The 18,007-nt window shown below is 61.5% G+C and carries 18 protein-coding genes; 14 read left to right on the top strand and 4 right to left on the bottom strand.

Annotated elements, in window-relative coordinates; translation table 11 throughout:
* Positions 1-87: 87 nt before the first annotated feature.
* Positions 88-633: a dTDP-4-dehydrorhamnose 3,5-epimerase gene (rfbC, locus tag ACYZTK_RS07010; protein WP_462014869.1), complete on the bottom strand. Its 546-nt coding sequence runs from the start codon at positions 631-633 to the stop codon at positions 88-90.
* Positions 634-964: 331 nt separating this feature from the next.
* On the opposite strand from rfbC, the gene kdpF reads away from it, so the two are divergent.
* The 6 genes from kdpF to ACYZTK_RS06980 all read left to right on the top strand — a co-directional run bounded on the left by kdpF (position 965) and on the right by ACYZTK_RS06980 (position 9,042).
* The gene (gene kdpF, locus ACYZTK_RS07005) at positions 965-1,054 is read left to right on the top strand and encodes a K(+)-transporting ATPase subunit F (RefSeq protein WP_007899818.1); all 90 of its coding nucleotides are present in this window, start codon (positions 965-967) and stop codon (positions 1,052-1,054) included.
* An 8-nt stretch (positions 1,055-1,062) separates the two neighbouring features.
* Positions 1,063-2,757, top strand: coding sequence for a potassium-transporting ATPase subunit KdpA (gene kdpA, locus ACYZTK_RS07000; protein ID WP_462013766.1), 1,695 nt, complete (start codon positions 1,063-1,065; stop codon positions 2,755-2,757).
* Between the two features lie 10 nt (positions 2,758-2,767).
* Positions 2,768-4,825, top strand: coding sequence for a potassium-transporting ATPase subunit KdpB (gene kdpB, locus ACYZTK_RS06995; RefSeq protein WP_462013765.1), 2,058 nt, complete (start codon positions 2,768-2,770; stop codon positions 4,823-4,825).
* A gap of 163 nt (positions 4,826-4,988) precedes the next feature.
* Positions 4,989-5,534 (top strand): potassium-transporting ATPase subunit KdpC, encoded by a 546-nt coding sequence (kdpC, locus tag ACYZTK_RS06990; protein ID WP_462013764.1) that lies wholly within the window; start codon positions 4,989-4,991, stop codon positions 5,532-5,534.
* A gap of 121 nt (positions 5,535-5,655) precedes the next feature.
* The gene (locus tag ACYZTK_RS06985) at positions 5,656-8,307 is read left to right on the top strand and encodes a DUF4118 domain-containing protein (RefSeq protein WP_462013763.1); all 2,652 of its coding nucleotides are present in this window, start codon (positions 5,656-5,658) and stop codon (positions 8,305-8,307) included.
* Between the two features lie 36 nt (positions 8,308-8,343).
* A complete protein-coding gene (locus ACYZTK_RS06980) occupies positions 8,344-9,042 on the top strand; it encodes a response regulator (RefSeq protein WP_462014868.1) in 699 nt (232 codons plus the stop codon).
* A gap of 123 nt (positions 9,043-9,165) precedes the next feature.
* On the opposite strand, the gene ACYZTK_RS06975 is transcribed toward ACYZTK_RS06980, so the two are convergent.
* On the bottom strand, positions 9,166-10,212 hold the full coding sequence (locus ACYZTK_RS06975; protein ID WP_462013762.1) for a patatin-like phospholipase family protein: 1,047 nt from the start codon (positions 10,210-10,212) through the stop codon (positions 9,166-9,168).
* Positions 10,213-10,434: 222 nt separating this feature from the next.
* Here ACYZTK_RS06975 and ACYZTK_RS06970 point away from each other — a divergent pair, with 222 nt between their 5' ends.
* The 3 genes from ACYZTK_RS06970 to ACYZTK_RS06960 all read left to right on the top strand — a co-directional run bounded on the left by ACYZTK_RS06970 (position 10,435) and on the right by ACYZTK_RS06960 (position 12,757).
* Entirely contained in the window at positions 10,435-10,713 is a 279-nt protein-coding gene (locus tag ACYZTK_RS06970; RefSeq protein WP_462013761.1) for a hypothetical protein, read from the top strand.
* A gap of 46 nt (positions 10,714-10,759) precedes the next feature.
* Positions 10,760-11,527, top strand: coding sequence for a CHAD domain-containing protein (locus tag ACYZTK_RS06965; RefSeq protein WP_462013760.1), 768 nt, complete (start codon positions 10,760-10,762; stop codon positions 11,525-11,527).
* 432 nt (positions 11,528-11,959) lie between these two features.
* Positions 11,960-12,757 (top strand): acyl-CoA thioesterase, encoded by a 798-nt coding sequence (locus ACYZTK_RS06960; RefSeq protein ID WP_462013759.1) that lies wholly within the window; start codon positions 11,960-11,962, stop codon positions 12,755-12,757.
* A gap of 15 nt (positions 12,758-12,772) precedes the next feature.
* Here ACYZTK_RS06960 and ACYZTK_RS06955 read toward each other — a convergent pair whose 3' ends face one another.
* Together ACYZTK_RS06955 and ACYZTK_RS06950 are read right to left on the bottom strand one after the other, a co-directional pair.
* Positions 12,773-13,138 carry a terminase gene (locus ACYZTK_RS06955; protein ID WP_462013758.1) on the bottom strand — a complete coding sequence of 122 codons (366 nt, stop codon included), beginning with the start codon at positions 13,136-13,138 and terminating at the stop codon, positions 12,773-12,775.
* 200 nt (positions 13,139-13,338) lie between these two features.
* Positions 13,339-14,820, bottom strand: a complete 1,482-nt coding sequence (locus tag ACYZTK_RS06950; RefSeq protein WP_462013757.1) for a methyl-accepting chemotaxis protein — start codon at positions 14,818-14,820, stop codon at positions 13,339-13,341.
* Between the two features lie 177 nt (positions 14,821-14,997).
* On the opposite strand from ACYZTK_RS06950, the gene ACYZTK_RS06945 reads away from it, so the two are divergent.
* From ACYZTK_RS06945 to ACYZTK_RS06925, 5 genes are all read left to right on the top strand, one after another.
* Entirely contained in the window at positions 14,998-15,528 is a 531-nt protein-coding gene (locus ACYZTK_RS06945; protein ID WP_462013756.1) for a hypothetical protein, read from the top strand.
* A gap of 70 nt (positions 15,529-15,598) precedes the next feature.
* Entirely contained in the window at positions 15,599-15,790 is a 192-nt protein-coding gene (locus tag ACYZTK_RS06940) for a PLDc N-terminal domain-containing protein (protein WP_028622263.1), read from the top strand.
* 282 nt (positions 15,791-16,072) lie between these two features.
* Positions 16,073-16,948 (top strand): polyamine aminopropyltransferase, encoded by an 876-nt coding sequence (speE, locus tag ACYZTK_RS06935; protein WP_462013755.1) that lies wholly within the window; start codon positions 16,073-16,075, stop codon positions 16,946-16,948.
* Between the two features lie 219 nt (positions 16,949-17,167).
* On the top strand, positions 17,168-17,401 hold the full coding sequence (locus tag ACYZTK_RS06930; RefSeq protein WP_462013754.1) for a hypothetical protein: 234 nt from the start codon (positions 17,168-17,170) through the stop codon (positions 17,399-17,401).
* Positions 17,402-17,614: 213 nt separating this feature from the next.
* Positions 17,615-17,956: a ribonuclease E inhibitor RraB gene (locus ACYZTK_RS06925; RefSeq protein ID WP_045058964.1), complete on the top strand. Its 342-nt coding sequence runs from the start codon at positions 17,615-17,617 to the stop codon at positions 17,954-17,956.
* Positions 17,957-18,007 lie beyond the last annotated feature (51 nt).

Raw genomic sequence — 18,007 nt, 5'->3', positions numbered from 1 at the left:
GCCGCCTTGTTGAGCGGGTTCGTATTCAGGGGCAGATCGATAAATTCGAAGCGCCCGACAGGATCGGGCGCATTTGGTCGCAGGAATTTAGGAAAAGACTTCCGCTTCGTTGAAAAAGGCTGCTGCCTGATCTTTGGCCGACAGCTGTGGTGTTTCATCCAGCTGCCAGTCAATGGCTAAATCCGGGTCATCCCAACGGATACTGCGCTCGGCGGATGGAGTGTAGTAGTCGGTAGTCTTATAAAGAAACTCGGCGAATTCACTCAGTACTACAAACCCGTGGGCGAAACCCTCTGGAACCCAAAGCTGGCGGTGGTTCTCTGCGGACAGGCGAACAGCGACCCATTTTCCAAAATGCGCTGAGCTACGGCGAATATCCACGGCAACGTCGAGTACTTCACCCACGGTCACGCGAACCAATTTGCCCTGGGTGTTCTCCAGTTGGTAATGCAGGCCACGTAACACGCCCTTTTGAGAGCGTGAATGGTTGTCTTGAACAAATTGCTTATCCACACCGGTTGCTGCTGTAAAAGCTTTGGCGTTAAAGCTCTCGTAAAAGAAACCCCGCTCATCACCGAAAACCCTCGGTTCGATGATGACTACACCAGGTAGATCGGTGGTAACTACATTCAAGTTATTTCCCCTGCAAATACGTTGATGGTCGACATTCTCACCCAAAATGCCGGTCGTGCGCGAGCGGAAGTGCAGACAGTCCATCGCTCATCCCCACAGTCCCGAAGCTTCCGGCTGCAGCTCGTTGAATGCTCCAGCGGCGAGGGAAGACTGCTACCGCATGCGTGGCTTTAGTGCTCCAGTGAGTTCATTGCCTGGCTGTAACGCCGCCATAACCCCACTCTTTACACTTTCTTTATCCCCCACAACCCCCCTCGATCTCGTTCCTTTACGCCCTCCCTGCCGACAATACCTCCACACGCGGCAATACGCCGTAACACGGAGAACTTCCATGAGCGTTCTGGATGGAGTGTCACTGCTGCTGGCAGTGGGGCTGTTCATTTATCTGTTGGTTGCGCTGTTGCGCGCGGACCGGAACTAGGAGCGGGTATGCACAGTTATGACTATTGGCTGATCCTCGCGTTCTTCGCCGTGGTACTTATCCCGGCGCCGTTTCTCGGGCGATTCTATTACAAGGTGATGGAAGGGCAGCGCACCTGGCTGAGTCCGGTGCTCGGGCCGGTGGAGCGTGGTTGTTATCGGGTGGCGGGGGTGGATCCGCAGGTCGAGCAGAGCTGGCAGAAGTATGCGCTGGCGCTGTTGGCGTTCAACCTGGCGGGTTTTGTGCTGTTGTTCGCGATCCTGTTGTTCCAGGACTATCTGCCGCTCAATCCGCAGCAGTTGCCGGGCCAGGAGTGGACTCAGGCGTTTAATACTGCCGTGAGCTTCATGACCAATACCAACTGGCAGTCGTACAGCGGCGAAGCGACGCTCAGTTACCTGAGCCAGATGGTCGGCCTCACGGTGCAGAACTTTGTCAGTGCCGCCACTGGCCTGGCGGTGCTGGTGGCCTTGTGTCGCGGCATTGGGCGCAAGTCGACGAAAACCCTGGGTAACTTCTGGGTCGACATGACCCGTGCCACCCTCTATGGCTTGCTGCCGTTGTGCCTGCTGCTGGCGCTATTCCTGGTGTGGCAGGGTGTGCCGCAAACCTTCGCTCACTATGTGAATGCGCTGACGATGCAGGGTGTCGATCAGGTCATCCCGCTGGGTCCGGCGGCCAGCCAGATTGCGATCAAGCAGTTGGGCACCAACGGCGGTGGCTTCTTCGGGGTCAACTCGGCGCATCCTTTCGAGAACCCGACGGCGTGGAGCAACCTGTTCGAGATGGCTTCGATCATCCTGATTCCGGTGGCCTTGGTGTTCACTTTCGGCCATTACGTGAAGGACCTGCGTCAGAGCCGCGCGATCATTGCCTGCATGCTGGCGCTGTTCCTGATCGGTGGCGCCACTTCGATGTGGGCTGAGTATCAGCCGAACCCGAGCCTTAACAACGCTGCGGTCGAACAGACCGCTCCGTTGGAAGGCAAGGAAGCACGTTTCGGCACCACGGCGACAGTGCTCTGGTCGGTGACCACCACTGCGGCGTCCAACGGCTCGGTCAACGGGATGCACGACAGCCTCAATCCGTTGAGCGGCATGGTTGCGCTGGTCAACATGATGGTGGGCGAGGTGATTTTCGGTGGAGTCGGTGCCGGGCTTTACGGCATGTTGTTGAACGTGCTGATCGCGGTGTTTTTGGCGGGGCTGATGATCGGCCGCACGCCGGAATACCTCGGCAAGAAACTGCAGGCGCGGGAAGTGCAGTTGCTGGTGGTGACCTTGCTGGTGATGCCGGTCGGCGTGCTGGTGCTGGGCGCAATTGCGGCCAGCCTGCCAGGGCCGGTGGCAGCGGTGAGCAACCCGGGGCCGCACGGTTTCAGCCAGTTGCTGTACGCCTACACCTCGGCGAGTGCCAACAACGGCTCGGCCTTTGCCGGCTTCGGTGCCAACACGCCATTTCATAACCTGATGCTGGGTCTTGGCATGTTGATCGGTCGCTTCGGCTACATCCTGCCGGTGCTGGCACTGGCTGGCAGCCTGGCGATGAAGAAATCCGCGCCGGTCAGCCCGAACAGTTTTCCGACCCATGGCCCACTGTTCGTGACCCTGTTGACGGTGACCATTTTGCTGGTCGGCGGCCTGACCTTTTTGCCGACCCTGGCGCTAGGGCCGATTGCTGAACATTTGAGCCTGGGTTTCTAAGGAGCTGATGATGAATATGCCCGCAACCAAACCGGCTGCCGTGAAGGCACCGGAACAACCGAAAACCGCGATCTCGGCGCTCTGGCGCCCGGCGCTGGTGCAAGCTTTCGTCAAGCTCGACCCTCGGCAATTGCAGCGTGCGCCGGTGATGCTGGTGGTCGAACTGACCGCGATTCTGACCACCGTGCTGTGCTTCATTCCGGATCCGGCGGTGCCGACTTTTGTCGCCGCGCAGATTGCCCTGTGGCTGTGGTTCACCGTGCTGTTTGCCAACTTCGCCGAAGCTTTGGCCGAAGGTCGCGGCAAGGCTCGGGCCGACAGCCTGAAGGCCGGTAGCGAAGGCCTGAGTGCCCGGCGCAAAACTGCCGATGGCAGCTTTCAAATAGTGCCCGCCACCAGCCTGCGCAAGGACGACGTGGTGCGTGTCGAAGCCGGGGAAATGATCCCCGGTGACGGTGAAGTCATCGAAGGCATTGCGGCGGTCAACGAGGCGGCGATTACCGGTGAATCCGCGCCGGTGATTCGCGAGTCTGGCGGTGATCGTTCGGCAGTGACTGGCAACACGCGGCTGGTGTCGGACTGGTTGCTGGTGCGCATTACTGCCAATCCAGGGGAGTCGACACTGGACCGCATGATCGCCCTGGTCGAAGGCGCCAAGCGCCAGAAGACTCCAAACGAAGTGGCGCTCGACATCCTGCTGATCGGCCTGACGCTGATCTTCCTGCTGGTGGTCGTGACCTTGCAGCCGTTCGCCCACTTTGCCAACGGCAGCCTGCCGCTGGTGTTCCTGGTGGCGCTGTTGGTGACGCTGATTCCCACCACCATCGGCGGCCTGTTGTCGGCCATCGGCATCGCTGGCATGGACCGCCTGGTGCGCTTGAATGTGATCGCCAAGTCCGGTCGCGCGGTGGAAGCGGCGGGGGACGTGCACGTTTTGCTGCTGGACAAGACCGGCACCATCACCTTCGGCAACCGTCGCTGCACCGCTGTTTATGCGGCACCTGGGGTGAGCAGCAGGGAGTTGGCCGAGGGCGCGCTCTTCGCTTCGCTGGCCGATGACACGGCGGAAGGCAAGTCCATCGTCGAGTACCTGCGTGGCCTGCATGCGCAACCGGAGCCCGCGGCCGAGACGCTGACTGGCGTGCCGTTCAGTGCTGAAACGCGGCTGTCCGGCGTTGACTATCAGGGTCGTGTTTACCGCAAGGGTGCGGTGGATTCGTTGCTGGCGTTCGTTGGCCTGCAACGCGCCGACCTGGCACCGGCACTGTCCCGGGAAATCGACAAGATTGCGCAGAGCGGTGGCACGCCATTGCTTGTCTGCGCCGACGGCAAGTTGCTCGGTGCGATTCACCTCAAGGACGTGGTCAAGCCCGGCATCCGCGAGCGGTTTGCCGAGCTGCGCAAGCTGGGGATCCGCACGGTCATGGTCACCGGCGACAACCCGCTGACGGCGGCGGCGATTGCGGCCGAGGCCGGCGTCGATGATGTGCTGGCTGAAGCCACGCCGGAGAAAAAACTGGCGCGCATCCGCCATGAGCAGAACGACGGTCGACTGGTGGCGATGTGTGGCGACGGCGCCAACGACGCCCCGGCGCTGGCCCAGGCCGACGTCGGCATGGCGATGAACGATGGCACCCAGGCGGCACGCGAGGCGGCGAACATGGTCGACCTCGACAGCGATCCGACCAAGCTGCTGGACGTGGTGCAGATCGGCAAGGAACTGCTGGTGACCCGCGGTGCGCTGACGACCTTTTCCATCGCCAACGACGTGGCCAAGTACTTCGCGATTCTGCCGGCGCTGTTCGCCACGATCTACCCGCAGTTGGGCGTGCTGAACATCATGCACCTGAGCAGTCCGCAGAGCGCGATTCTCTCGGCGATTGTGTTTAACGCGTTGATCATTGTGGTGCTGATTCCGCTGGCGCTGCGCGGTGTGCGGGTGCAGGCGGCGAGTGCGGCGGCGTTGTTGCGGCGCAATCTGTTGATCTATGGGTTGGGCGGGATTGTGGTGCCGTTTGTGGGGATCAAGGCGATCGACATGCTGTTGACGGCGTTGCATCTGGTTTGACCGCTCCTGTGGGAGCCAGCCTGCTGGCGATGGAAGTCAACGATGACGCGTTTTGTCTGGATGGACGCGTCGTCCTCTGGTTTTTCGCGAGCAGGCTCGCTCCTACAGGGGGTAGTTGGCTTGCGAACCACATATTTTGTTATCCGAATTCGAGGATTTAGAAATGTCCACAATGATCCGCCCGGCCCTGAGCCTGCTTGTCCTCATGACCCTGATCACAGGCGTCGCCTACCCCTTGGTGGTCACCGGTGTAGCCCAGGTCGCATTTCCCGACCAGGCCAACGGCAGCCTGATCCAGGACGCCAGCGGCAAGGTGCGGGGCTCTGCACTGATCGCCCAGGATTTCACCGGTGACGCCTGGTTCCATCCACGACCTTCCGCCGGGGCCTTTGCCACGGTATCGAGCGGCGCCAGCAACCTTTCGCCGAGTAACCCGGCGCTGGCTGCGCGGGTGATCGAGGAGGCGAACAAACTGTTGGTGCCCGGCCAGGGGCCGGTGCCCCTGGCGCAGCTGACCACTTCCGGCAGCGGCCTCGATCCGCACTTGCCTCCGGCGGCGATTGCCTATCAACTGGCGCGAGTTGCGGCGGCGCGTAATTTGCCGGTGTCCACGGTTCAACAGTTGCTGGAGGCGCATATCGAGCAGCCGCTGATTGGGCCGCCGGTGGTGAATGTGTTGGCGCTGAATATTGCGTTGGATAACCTGTAGATCAAAAGATCGCAGCCTGCGGCAGCTCCTACAGTGATCGTGGCGGTCCCTGTAGGAGCTGCCGCAGGCTGCGATCTTTTCAAGGCAACCCCCCATTCCAAGTCGAACAAGGCAATCACAGATGAGCAACTCCGGCCGAGCCGACGCACTGTTAGCCGATCTACCCCGCGATGGCCGTGGCCGGCTCAAGGTTTTCCTCGGCGCCGCCCCCGGTGTCGGCAAGACCTACGCCATGCTGCAAGCCGCGCACACTCAGCTGCGCCAGGGAGTAAAGGTGCTCGCCGGGGTGGTCGAGACCCACGGTCGCGCCGAAACCGAGGCGCTGCTCGGTGGTTTGCCCCAGCAGCCCCTGGTGCGCTCGGAATACCGCGGCGTCCTGCTTGAGGAAATGGACCTCGACGGCCTGCTCGCGGCCAAACCCAAGCTGGTGCTGGTGGACGAACTGGCCCACAGCAACGCCCCCGGCAGCCGGCACGCCAAGCGCTGGCAGGACATCCAGGAACTGCTCGCCGCCGGCATCGACGTGTACACCACGGTCAACGTCCAGCACCTGGAAAGCCTCAATGATCAGGTGCGCGGCATCACCGGCGTGCAAGTGCGCGAGACCTTGCCGGACTGGGTGCTGCAGGAAGCCTATGAGCTGTTGCTGATCGACTTGCCGCCACGGGAACTGCTCGAGCGTCTGCGCGACGGCAAGGTCTATGTGCCGGAGCAGGCGCGGGCGGCCATCGATGCTTTTTTCACCCAGACCAACCTCACCGCCCTGCGCGAACTGGCGATGCAAACCGCTGCCGCCCAGGTCGACAACGACCTCGCCCAGGGCTATCGCCAACTGGGCCAGGATGCGCCAGCCGTGCGCGGGCGCTTGCTGGTCGGGGTCGATGGCGATGAGCAGGCCGAGCGCCTGGTGCGACATGCCAGCCGCGTTGCTCAGCGGCGCCATCTGCCCTGGAGCCTGGTGCATGTGGACAATGGCAGCGCGCGCGACGAGCAGGCACGCCTGCGCTTGCAAAGTGCCCAGCAACTGGCGGAGCGCCTGGGCGGCGAGGTGGTGTTGCTGCGTGCCGGCGAGGTGGCGAAGACCTTGATCCAACACGCGGGCGAACGCCGCGCCAGCCTGGTGCTGGTCGGTCAATCCCGGCAGCGTTGGCGGCGGCGCATGCTCGGTGGGGGCCTGGCTTCACGCCTGCTGCGCAATGCGCGCGGGCTGGAAATCAACGTCCTCGACAGCGAGCATGCGCTGCATTCGCCACGCCCGCGTTCGACCCCGCCACTGGTGTGGTTCGACTATGCGTTGGCGCTGGTCGCGACGCTGCTCGCCAGTGCCCTGGCCTGGGCTGTGGCGAGCGTCCTGCCGCTGCCGAACATCTCGCTGGTGTTCCTCGCGGCGGTGTTGCTGGTGGCGGTGCGCAGCAGTCTCGGCCCGGCGCTGGCCTGCGCGGCGATGTCGTTCCTGACCTATGATTTCCTGTTCATTCCGCCGAATTTTTCCTTCAATATCCAGCGCGAAGAAGACGTGCTGACCCTGCTGTTCTTTCTGCTGATGGCGGCGCTTACCGGCAACCTTGCGGCGCGTCAACGTCAGCAATTGCAGGCGCTGCGCGATACCCAGGAAGAGACCAGCGAACTGCTCGATCTGTCGCGCAAACTCACTGCCGCTACCGACCGCCAGGCAGTGGTCAGCGCAGCGGCGCAGCACCTCAATGGCTGGAGCGATGTGCAACTGTGCCTGCTCAATCGTGATGGAACGGCGGGCTGGAAAGTCGAAACCGGCGGCCCGCTGAGCTTTTCCGAAGCCGAACGCGCCGCTGCCGACTGGGCCTGGCAACACGATCAACCGGCGGGCGCCGGCACTGGCACGTTGCCGTCCGGGCGCTGGTGGTGGTGGCCGCTGTCGGTCGAGGACGGACCTCTGGCGCTGCTCGGCGTCTGTGCCAAAGAGGGGCACACCCTGAGTGGCCAGCGCCGACGCCTGCTGACAGCCTTGAGCCAGCCACTCGCTCAGGCGCTGGCCCGGGCGCAACTGGTTGAAGACCTGGAAGCCGCGCGCCTGCATGGCGAAACCGAGCAGCTGCGCAGTGCCTTGCTTGCATCGGTGTCCCACGATCTGCGCACGCCGCTGACCTCGATGCGCGGCAGCATCGACAGTCTGCTGGCATTGGGCGAAGCGATCCCGGTGGACGATCGCCGCGAACTGCTCGAAGGCACTCGCGACGAAGCCGAACGCCTGGATCGATACATTCAGAACCTGCTGGACATGACGCGCCTGGGTCACGGTGCCTTGAAGCTGGCGCGGGACTGGGTGTCGCCGGCAGACATCGTCGGTAGTTCGCTCAATCGCCTGCGCGCGGTGCTGGCGCCGCTGCAGGTGAGCATCGATGTGGCGCCGGAGTTGCCGTTGCTGTACGTCCACGCCGCGCTCATCGAACAGGCACTGGTCAATGTGCTGGAAAACGCCGCGCGTTTTTCCCCGGTTCACGGCCGCCTGCAATTACGCGCTGGCGTGGTCGACAGCGAACTGTTCTTCTCGGTCAGCGATGAGGGGCCGGGCATCCCGGAAGAGGAACGAACGAAGATTTTCGACATGTTCTACACCGCTGCGCGCGGTGATCGGGGCGGGCAGGGCACCGGGCTCGGCCTGGCGATCTGCCAGGGCATGGTAGGCGCCCATGGTGGTCGGATCAGTGTCACGGACGGCATCGAAGGGCGTGGAACCTGCATTACCCTGCATCTGCCGCTGCAAGATCAACCGGATGTTGAAAGTGAAGCCTGATAACCTCTGGATTTTCCCATGCCGCGATCAGAATTCATGAGCCAGACCACGACCATTTTGGTCATCGATGACGAACCGCAGATCCGCAAGTTCCTGCGCATCAGCCTGGTGTCCCAGGGCTATAAAGTACTGGAGGCCGGGACCGGCACCGAGGGCCTGGCGCAGGCCGCGTTGAGCAAGCCGGACTTGCTGGTGCTCGACCTGGGGCTGCCGGACATGGATGGCCAACAGGTGCTGCGCGAGTTTCGTGAGTGGTCGACGGTGCCGGTGCTGGTGCTGTCGGTGCGTGCCAGCGAGGGGCAGAAAGTCGAGGCGCTGGATGGTGGCGCCAACGACTACGTGACCAAGCCGTTTGGCATCCAGGAGTTCCTTGCACGAGTGCGCGCGCTGTTGCGCCAGGCGCCGGCGGGAGAAGCGCAGCAGGCGGCGCTGAGTTTCGGGCCGCTGACCGTGGACCTGGCTTATCGTCGGGTGCTGCTCGATGGCGCCGAAGTTGCGTTGACCCGCAAGGAATACGCGGTGCTGGCGCAACTGGCTCGGCATCCAGGGCGGGTCATTACCCAGCAGCAGTTGTTGAAGGATATCTGGGGGCCGACCCATACCGAGGACAGTCACTATTTGCGCATTGTGGTGGGGCATCTGCGGCAGAAGCTGGCGGATGACCCGACCCGGCCGCGGTTTATATTGACCGAGGCTGGGGTTGGGTATCGGTTGTTGGGTGGGGACAGCCTTTGATGTCTGTGTTGGATTTTCAGGCCCCATCGCGAGCAGGCTCACTCCTACAGGGGTAAAGGGCACACACCTCTGTAGGAGTGAGCCTGCTCGCGATGAGGCCCTTTGCTTCACTGCAGAAACAACTCAGGGCTCCCGCGACTGCTCAGCTTCATAGCGATCCAGCGTATCGCGCGCAATCTCCCTTCCCAGCGCGATCAACTCCGGCGCCTTGTAGAACTCGAAAAACCGGCACACCCGCTTCGGCACGTTGATCAGGATGTCCGGCGGATACCCGGCGATCTTGTACTGCGCCAACGAAGTCTGCATCACCTCGAAACTCTGGTTGATCAGATCCAGCAGCGACGCCGGCCCGACGTTGTCGATGATGAACGAACCCGTGGCGGACTTTGGGGCCCCTCCGGCTTCCGGCGCGGCGGCCGGTTGCTGCGCCTCAGGCTCGGCGGATTCGATCCAGGGGTTGATGTCCGCCGCTTGCGCTTTCAGCGCTTGCTCTTCCAGCACCAGCAGTTGTTCGGCCTGCTTGCGCCGGAACGGCAACTTCGAACCCAGCGAGTTCACCAGGCTGTCGAATCGGCTCTTGAACGCCGGCGGACGCGGGATCACCGGCAGCTGATAATGCCGCTGGTTAGTCGAATTGAGGTTGACCGCGATGATCAGGTCGCAATGGCTCGACACCACCGGCACGATCGGCAGCGGGTTGAGTATCCCGCCGTCGACCAGTACGCGGTTGCCCTGCATCACCGGGGTGAACAGGCTGGGGATCGCTGCCGAGGCGCGCATGGCCTGGTGCAGGCAGCCTTCCTGGAACCAGATTTCCTGCTGGTTGGTCAGGTCGGTGGCCACTGCCGTGTAGGGAATTCGCAGGTCCTCGATATTGATCTCACCGACGATCTTGCGGATCTGCCCGAAGACCTTTTCGCCGCGAATTGCCCCCAGGCGGAAACTGACGTCCACCAGGCGCAACACGTCGAGGTAATCCAGGCTCTCGATCCAGTCGCGATAATCATTGAGTTTGCCCGCAGCATAGATCCCGCCCACCACCGCGCCCATGGAACAACCGGCGATGCAGGCGATGTCGTAACCCCGCCGCTCGATCTCCTCGATGACACCGATATGGGCATAGCCCCGGGCGCCACCTGACCCCAGTACCAGTGCGACACGCTTTTTCATGAATCGCCCTCGTCTGACAAGGTTCAACAATGCACCCAACGAGGGGCGTGCTTCAATCGGCAAAGTCGCTCTGGCAGGCGAAGACGTCGTTTTTTCGACACTCAATGGCGGCGCAGGGTTATCTTCACCAGCGCGGCAGTTTCAACAAGCCGGTCAAGGCACTTTTCAAGCGCCAGACCGTCTTACCTGCACGACTGTTTTTCTATTTTTGAGGTGTGAGTGATGAAAGCCTGGATCTGTGTACCCTTGATTGCCCTGGCACTGGCCGGTTGCGCCGGCAAGACCGCTTACCGCGACAGCTGCGGTAGCGGCATCGACGCGGCGTGGCACGAGCTGGACTTGGCCAAGGCGGAAGGGTTTGCCGGCACCGTCAGTTACTCCAAGGCGCTGTCGCTGTTGACCGGTGCGAAGACTCAGCAGCAGTTTGAAGCGTTCGAAGGCTGCACGCAGAAAGCCGAGAAGGCGCGCTTTTATATTCGTGAGTCTCGCGCCGGGCGTTGAGGCATGATGCACGGCACAGGCAGTATTCGATAAAAAGGAGCAAGCGATGTCTGGGTTGGTTGATCGGTTGGTGGCTCATGTCATGGGCCTGGAAGTCGGTTTGATGGCGAGTCAGGCGCGCCTGGAAGCGCGCACCGACCCGGAGGCCCTGCACGAACTGCGCACCACGGTTCGCCGTCTGCGCAGCCTGCTGCGGCCGTTGCGTGGTTTGCCGGGCGTCGAGCAGCTGGAAGCGGCGGCGTCGCGGGTCGGCGACCTGACCACGCCGATGCGTGATCGCGAGGTGCTGGCGGCGTACCTGCTCGCGCACGATCAACCTGAAGCGGCGCAACGGCGCATGGCGCAAATGGCCCAGGCTTATCCGGCCGTGGCCGCCAGCACCGAGCTGGCGCAGCTGCTGCAGATGCTCGACGCCTTTCCGCGTTTCTTGCGCGCGTCCCAGCGCCAGGGCCTGCTCAAGGGCTTGCGCCAGCGCATCGAAAAACGCCTGGCGAAGCAGTGGGAGAAACTCGATACCGCCCTGCACGATCCCGCTCACGACCGCCATCGGCTGCGGCTGCTGATCAAGCGGGTGCGTTATGGCATCGAGGCCTATCCGGAACTGGACCGCCTGCCCAAGGCTGCGCTGCCGCGCTTGAAAGCGGCGCAAGGTGCGCTGGGCGACTGGCACGATTGCTGGCAGTGGCTGGCGCGGGCAGAGCAGGAAGCGGATCTGCAGCCATGCGTTGCCACCTGGCAGACCACCATGGCCAAGGCCGAAAGCCGTGCGGACCGGGTGCTCGACAAGCTGAGTGGGGCCTGCTTCAAGTCCTGAGCTCCACACGCCGCGCTACGCTGTGATATCTCGCTTATGTTGCACTGCACTGCACTGCACTGCACTGCACTGCACTGCACCGCACCGCTCTGCGCTGTGATATGTCGTTGACGTTGCACTGCACCGCTCTGCGCTGTGATATGTCGTTGACGTTGCACCGCACCGCACCGCTCTGCGCTGTGATATGTCGTTGACGTTGCACTGCACCGCTCTGCGTAGGAGCTGCCGAAGGCTGCGATCTTTTGATTTTAATCTTTTGATCTTCGGCGTTATTAACGGCGTCGAAGATCAAAAGATCGCAGCCTTCGGCAGCTCCTACGGGGGGACTGCGTGTATCCGGCTTATCTGTCAGGGGATTTGGCTGGAATAAGCGCTGTATCGCCGCCCACCTCTGGTTAAGATCCCTGCATCCCCATCTGCTCCGAGGTCTTCATGCGCTTTTCCGATCTGCTCGACGCTGTTCGCAGCCAACCTCTGGAGCTGTCCATTCCGGCCGAATGGGCCCAGGGCCGGGCCAGTTTCGGTGGCCTGGTTGCCGCTTTGCAGTACGAGGCCATGCGCGCTCAGGTGCCGGCCGATCGCCCGGTGCGTTCGCTGGCGATCACCTTTGTCGGGCCGGTGGAGCCGGATGTACCGGTGAGTTTTGAAGTCGACGTGTTGCGCGAAGGTAAGGCCGTCAGCCAGGTGCTCGGTCGGGCCATGCAGAGAGGTCAGGTGGTAACACTCGTCCAAGGCAGCTTCGGCGGATCGCGCCCATCGGAGGTGGCGATTAATGCACAGCCGGCACCCGAGATGAAACACTGGGATGACTGCCAGGAGCTGCCGTACATCAAGGGCATTACCCCGGAGTTCATGCGCCACCTGGCGATGCGCTGGAGCGTCGGCGGGCTACCGTTCACCGGCAATACCTCGCGCCAGATGGGTGGTTGGGTACGCCTGCGCGGGGACGTCAAGGAAGAGCCGATCACCGAGTCGCACATCCTGGCATTGGTCGATGCCTGGCCGCCAGCGCTGCTGCCGCACTTGAAGAAACCGGCGATGGGCAGCACGCTGACCTGGACCATCGAATTCGTCCAGCCGCTGCTGGAACTGAGCACGCTGGACTGGTGCAAGTACCTGGTGGAGATCGAGTACGCGGCAGACGGCTATGGTCATGCGGCGGCCAAGCTGTGGAGCAATGACGGTCAATTGATCGCCATGAGCCGGCAGACAGTCACGATTTTCGCCTGATCGACTTTCGCCGAATCAATGCCGACGGTGGCGCTCCCGCCAGGCGCGCCACCAGCCCCCGCTGAGGAAGAACCGCGGAAAAGTCACGAACTGCTCGACCAGCAGGCGCGACATGGCGTCTTTGCGATCGGTGAAGGGTTCAGATGCCTGTTCTTCCAGGGTATGGCCATGGCGCTGCAATGCCAGGGCGGCGAGCAAGCCGACGACGCCGATGGCGAAGTTGACGAAGCTCAGGCCGAACACTCCCGTCACAATCAGCAGGAACGCGAGGATGAACAGCGGGACCGCGATCAGGTGCAGCACCAGATTGGTCGGGTGCTGATGATTCCCGGGGTACGCCCGCCATTGCCAGGCGGGGAGATTGGGGTGACGTTTGCCCATGATGCTGATCCTCGATCCGTGTTGAACACATGATTGAAGGATAGGCCTGGCGGAGCGGGGCGGCGAATGGAGGTTGGCTATCAGGGTGATAGGGGAAGGTTCAAGATGTGTATTGATCATGATGCCGCCATCGCGAGCAGGCTCACTCCTACAGGGGAATGCGATCCTCTGTAGGAGTGAGCCTGCTCGCGATGGGTCCCTCAAAGTTTCAACTGCCCGATAGCCTTGCTCAAAGCCCCAGCCAGTTCAGCCAACTCATTACTGGTAGTCGCCGAACTCACCGTCTGCTGCACCGTGTTCTCCGTCACATCACGAATACTCACCACCGCCCGATTCATCTCCTCGGCCACCTGACTCTGCTGCTCCGCCGCCACCGCAATCTGCGTGTTGCTCTCGCGCATCTGCGCCACCGCGCTGGTGATCTGCGCCAGCGCCGCGCCGGCTTCCTGGGCCTGCTGCACACAATCGTCGGCCTTGATCGAGCTGTCCTGCATGAAGTCCACCGCGTCCCGCGTCCCGGCCTGCAACGCCGAGACCATCACTGTGATCTCATCGGTCGATGCCTGGACACGCTTGGCCAGGTTGCGCACCTCATCCGCCACCACCGCAAAACCCCGGCCCATTTCCCCGGCCCGTGCCGCTTCGATGGCCGCGTTGAGCGCCAGCAGATTGGTCTGCTCGGCGATGCTGTGGATCACCCCAACCACGCCGTTGATCTTCTGGCTGTCCTCGGCCAGGCGTTGAATCATCTCGGCGGTCTGCTGCACACCGCTGGACAACCCGGCAATCGACAGCTGCACGCGGCTGACAACCTGCTGGCCACTACCGGCCAGGGTGTCGGCGGTTTGCGAGAGGTCGCGGGTAGCGCCGGCGTGCTGGGCGATGTGATAGACCGTCGCAGTCATCTGGTTGATGGCGGTGGCGGCCTGATCGGTTTCGCTTTGTTGGCCGAGCATGCCGTGGCGGACTTCGTCCATGCTCGATGCCAGCCGCGCTGCACCGTCATCCAGTTGGCGGGCGGTGCTGGCGACGGTGTTGACCACTCGCTGGTAACCGGCCTGCATCGCATTGAACGCGCTGGCCATCTGCCCGACCTCATCGGTACAGGCCAAGGGCACGCGGGCCGACAGGTCGCCGGTTTTTTCCACATGCAGCATCACGTCTTTCAAGGTGTTGAGCTGGCTGAGCAGAAAGCGGATCAACAATTGCGAGGCGCCGAGCATGGCCAGCATCAGGATCAACACCGCCACCGCGTAGTTGGCAAAACGCTCACCGAACACTTGGGTCAGGCTCGGGCCATGGACGATGACTGCGACTTTCTGGCCGTCGCTGCGGCTGAAGACTTCGGCGCCCATCAGCGGGTTATCGCCGAACACTGGCATCGAATTGATCTCGACCCAGCCATTGGCATCGGCCAGCGCCGTCAGCGGTTGCTGGTCGAGCACCGGTGCCTGTCCGCGCTTAAAGGTCAGCAGGTTATCGGCAGTCGGCAACGGCTGCCCGGCGGGCCAGGCATTTAACAGGCGTACCTGGGACTGGGCCGATTCCTGGGCCGCATGGCTGCGCGCCTGCTGTTCCAGTTGCACGGCGTACAGCACCAGCAACAAAGTGGTGACGAAGGCGACGGCATTCACCGCCCAGAATTTGTATTTCAACGAGATGTTGCTAAGCCAGGCACCCATGGAGGTCTTCTCTGATAGCGGAAACAATTATGGCAAGGTGCCATTATTGTGCCGTGATCGGGCAGGGCGGAACTTGATGTGGGTCAAGGTTCGTGGCCAGCCCGAAGACAGCCATTGCCCGGCGGAATGCGCTATCCTGCGCGCCTTAAAATTTCCCTCGCTACAGGATTCCGCCCCATGAAAGCCGCACTCGTCGAACTCATCAGCAAAATCAGCTCCGGGTGCATGAGCGATGACGAAATCCTCAAGGTGGCGGACGAAGCGGCCCAGGCCTACGCCGACCCGCAGGCATTCCTGGCGGCCAATCCGGACATCAACTACGACGACACCTTCCCGATTGCCTTGGGTGAGTGGGTAGTCGTCGGCAGCCTGCCGGAGACCGTGCTGTTCCAGGCGGACACCTACATGGACCTGTTCGCCCAGATCGTCGCCTCGTTCGGCCCGGGTGTGGATTTCAACATCAAGCCCAAGCAGCTGGCCAAGACCGAAGCCCTGACCGCACTCAATCGTATCCAGGTACAGATGGGCGCCATGAACAAGGAAAACGGCGGCTACACGCTGCTGAACTTCAGCCAGTTGCTCGACGACGAGATGCAGGTGGTGCTGGTCTACGGCAATGACCTGCCGCGTGTCCTCGAGTTGTGCGCCGAGGTGGGCATTGCGGCGGCACCGTCCCTGGAAGCCCTGAAAGTTGCTATCCACGTTTAACGCAATAATACGGAACCCTGGCGAAGGCCGACTATCCTAAGAGTGCATACCACTCTTAGGGAGCGTCACCATGGGTTCCACGTTCAACGGCCTGATTGGCCTGATTATTCTCGCCCTGGACATCTGGGCCATCATCAACGTGCTGAAAAGTGGCGCCAGCACCGGCATGAAAATTGTCTGGGTGTTGTTGATCCTGCTGTTGCCGGTCCTCGGCCTGATCATCTGGGCCATCGCCGGGCCGCGGGGTAATGTGCGGATCTGACCTGGTTTCGAACTCCACACCTCTACCCTGTGGGAGCGGGCTTGCTCGCGAAGGCGGTGTGTCAGCCGATGATAATGTCGACTGACACACCGCCTTCGCGAGCAAGCCCGCTCCCACATGGGTCCCGGTTTGTGTTCAAAAATGTTCTCTTCCTGAGGAAGGTTCGACCTGTCATCTCCCGCGTCGTAGAATGCGCGCCTTTCCCGGGCAATCGAGTACCTCGATTGGCCATCATGGGCGGGTAACCGTCCGTTGCCACCCGCATTCATCGGAGCACTTCCCATGAGCACCACCCCTACCAGCGAATACCTGGAAACCCTCTACGAAGGCTACGGCCAGCGTTTTCGCATGGAAAAACTGCTGCACGAAGTGCGCACCGAACACCAGCACCTGGTGATCTTTGAAAACCCGCGCATGGGCCGGGTGATGGCGCTGGACGGCGTAATCCAGACCACCGAAGCCGACGAATTCATCTACCACGAAATGCTCACCCACGTGCCGATCCTGGCCCATGGCACCGCCAAGCGCGTGCTGATCATCGGTGGCGGCGACGGCGGCATGTTGCGTGAAGTGGCCAAGCACCGTAGCGTCGAGCACATCACCATGGTCGAGATCGACGGCACCGTGGTGGAGATGTGCAAGGAATTCCTGCCGAACCACTCCAAGGGTTCGTTCGATGATCCACGCCTGAACCTGGTGATCGATGACGGCATGCGCTTTGTCGCGACCACCACCGAAAAGTTCGACGTGATCATTTCCGACTCCACCGACCCGATCGGTCCCGGTGAAGTGCTGTTCTCGGAAAACTTCTACCAGGCTTGCCGTCGCTGCCTGAACGAAGGCGGCATCCTGGTGACGCAGAACGGCACCCCGTTCATGCAGATTGAAGAAGTCAAAACCACTGCCGGGCGCCTGCGCAGCCTGTTCCCGGACTGGCATTTCTATCAGGCCGCCGTTCCAACCTACATTGGCGGCTCGATGACCTTCGCCTGGGGCGCGACCGATACCCGCTATCGCAAACTCTCCCGTGAAACCCTGCAGCAGCGCTTCGCCGGCAGCGGCATCATCACCCGCTACTACAACCCGGAAATCCACATCGGCGCGTTCGCCTTGCCACAGTACGTGCTGCAGGCGATCAACAAGCCAAGCAACGATTAAAGATCACCCATAATTCCTGTGGGAGCAAAGCTTGCTCGCGATAGCGGTCTTTCAGTCGACATTGATATTGACTGGGAAGACGCTATCGCGAACAAGCTTTGCTCTCACAAGGTTTTGTGTTGTTTTTCATAGCCCGTGCAGTAATTCGTTGAACGATCACCCCATGCAAAAGTCCAGATAGATGTAAGCCCACTTGCGGGTTTTATCGAGGAGGCACTGATGCAAAAGTGGAAAATCACTTTCGTGGATGATCACGGTGAAACAGTCGACGAAGTCTTCGAGTGCGAGGAATGCCCGGACAACGAGCATGCCGCCAAACTCATTAAGGCTCGTTTGCTGCCTGTCGCCGCCGAACTGGATCTGAATGATCTGGAAGGGCGCACCGATGATGCGAGCGTCAAAAGTCTCAAGGCACAGAACAGCATACAAATCCTCGGCATCACTCCCGTCTGATACAACTCCTGTCACATTCAAACCAGGCCTTGGCAGCTGCTCGGTCAAAGGGCTACTCTGCAAGCGAGATCAGCGATTGGATCGCTAAGGTCTGGTCTTGTCAGCTACATGCTTGTATCCCACCGGCAACCTGGTTGCCGCATCGCCCTCACCATTCGGCTGAGGGCGTCGGGAGTACGGAAAGTCTATCCAGCGGATCGAGGAGGACGTTTCATGAGCACAGCCTATCAAGAAGACATCAGCAGCAGCGTGCTGCGCCGCATGAAAGAGGGCGGTTTCGACTTTTCAAAATTTCATCCCATCGAGTTCTACGCGATTTTCCCCGACGAGGAGCGGGCCCGCAGGGCAGCAGGTCATTACCGTGGTGAGTCCTTGAACGCGCAGATCAGTGTGCGCGACGACGGCGCCTGGGCGCTGGAACTGAGCAAGGTCATGTACGCCACCTACGATGACATCGGCGATTTCGAGCAGGGTTTTGAGGCAGTGGTCGAGCCTCTGGGCGGCATCATCGAAGGATGGGGCGTGAAGCAGGAGGTACGAGGGCGACTCGCATAACATTATGAACAGCAACAACACTCAGCAACGGCTGACCCTTGGGTTGGCCGT

It is taken from the genome of Pseudomonas sp. LB3P31, from assembly GCF_054897945.1.
The sequence above is the reverse complement of the archived record's forward strand: the minus strand, read 5'-3'. Positions and strand labels throughout refer to the sequence as shown.

Excerpts from the sequence above, each read along its gene's own strand:
- kdpF (WP_007899818.1), top strand. The coding sequence starts at position 965 with ATGAGCGTTCTGGATGGAGTGTCACTGCTGCTGGCAGTGGGGCTGTTC.
- ACYZTK_RS06945 (WP_462013756.1), top strand. The coding sequence starts at position 14,998 with ATGAAAGCCGCACTCGTCGAACTCATCAGCAAAATCAGCTCCGGGTGC.
- ACYZTK_RS06955 (WP_462013758.1), bottom strand. The coding sequence starts at position 13,138 with ATGGGCAAACGTCACCCCAATCTCCCCGCCTGGCAATGGCGGGCGTAC.
- ACYZTK_RS06940 (WP_028622263.1), top strand. The coding sequence starts at position 15,599 with ATGGGTTCCACGTTCAACGGCCTGATTGGCCTGATTATTCTCGCCCTG.
- kdpA (WP_462013766.1), top strand. The coding sequence starts at position 1,063 with ATGCACAGTTATGACTATTGGCTGATCCTCGCGTTCTTCGCCGTGGTA.
- kdpB (WP_462013765.1), top strand. The coding sequence starts at position 2,768 with ATGAATATGCCCGCAACCAAACCGGCTGCCGTGAAGGCACCGGAACAA.
- ACYZTK_RS06960 (WP_462013759.1), top strand. The coding sequence starts at position 11,960 with ATGCGCTTTTCCGATCTGCTCGACGCTGTTCGCAGCCAACCTCTGGAG.
- ACYZTK_RS06980 (WP_462014868.1), top strand. The coding sequence starts at position 8,344 with ATGAGCCAGACCACGACCATTTTGGTCATCGATGACGAACCGCAGATC.
- ACYZTK_RS06965 (WP_462013760.1), top strand. The coding sequence starts at position 10,760 with ATGTCTGGGTTGGTTGATCGGTTGGTGGCTCATGTCATGGGCCTGGAA.
- ACYZTK_RS06930 (WP_462013754.1), top strand. The coding sequence starts at position 17,168 with ATGCAAAAGTGGAAAATCACTTTCGTGGATGATCACGGTGAAACAGTC.
- ACYZTK_RS06970 (WP_462013761.1), top strand. The coding sequence starts at position 10,435 with ATGAAAGCCTGGATCTGTGTACCCTTGATTGCCCTGGCACTGGCCGGT.
- speE (WP_462013755.1), top strand. The coding sequence starts at position 16,073 with ATGAGCACCACCCCTACCAGCGAATACCTGGAAACCCTCTACGAAGGC.
- ACYZTK_RS06975 (WP_462013762.1), bottom strand. The coding sequence starts at position 10,212 with ATGAAAAAGCGTGTCGCACTGGTACTGGGGTCAGGTGGCGCCCGGGGC.
- ACYZTK_RS06925 (WP_045058964.1), top strand. The coding sequence starts at position 17,615 with ATGAGCACAGCCTATCAAGAAGACATCAGCAGCAGCGTGCTGCGCCGC.
- kdpC (WP_462013764.1), top strand. The coding sequence starts at position 4,989 with ATGTCCACAATGATCCGCCCGGCCCTGAGCCTGCTTGTCCTCATGACC.
- ACYZTK_RS06950 (WP_462013757.1), bottom strand. The coding sequence starts at position 14,820 with ATGGGTGCCTGGCTTAGCAACATCTCGTTGAAATACAAATTCTGGGCG.
- ACYZTK_RS06985 (WP_462013763.1), top strand. The coding sequence starts at position 5,656 with ATGAGCAACTCCGGCCGAGCCGACGCACTGTTAGCCGATCTACCCCGC.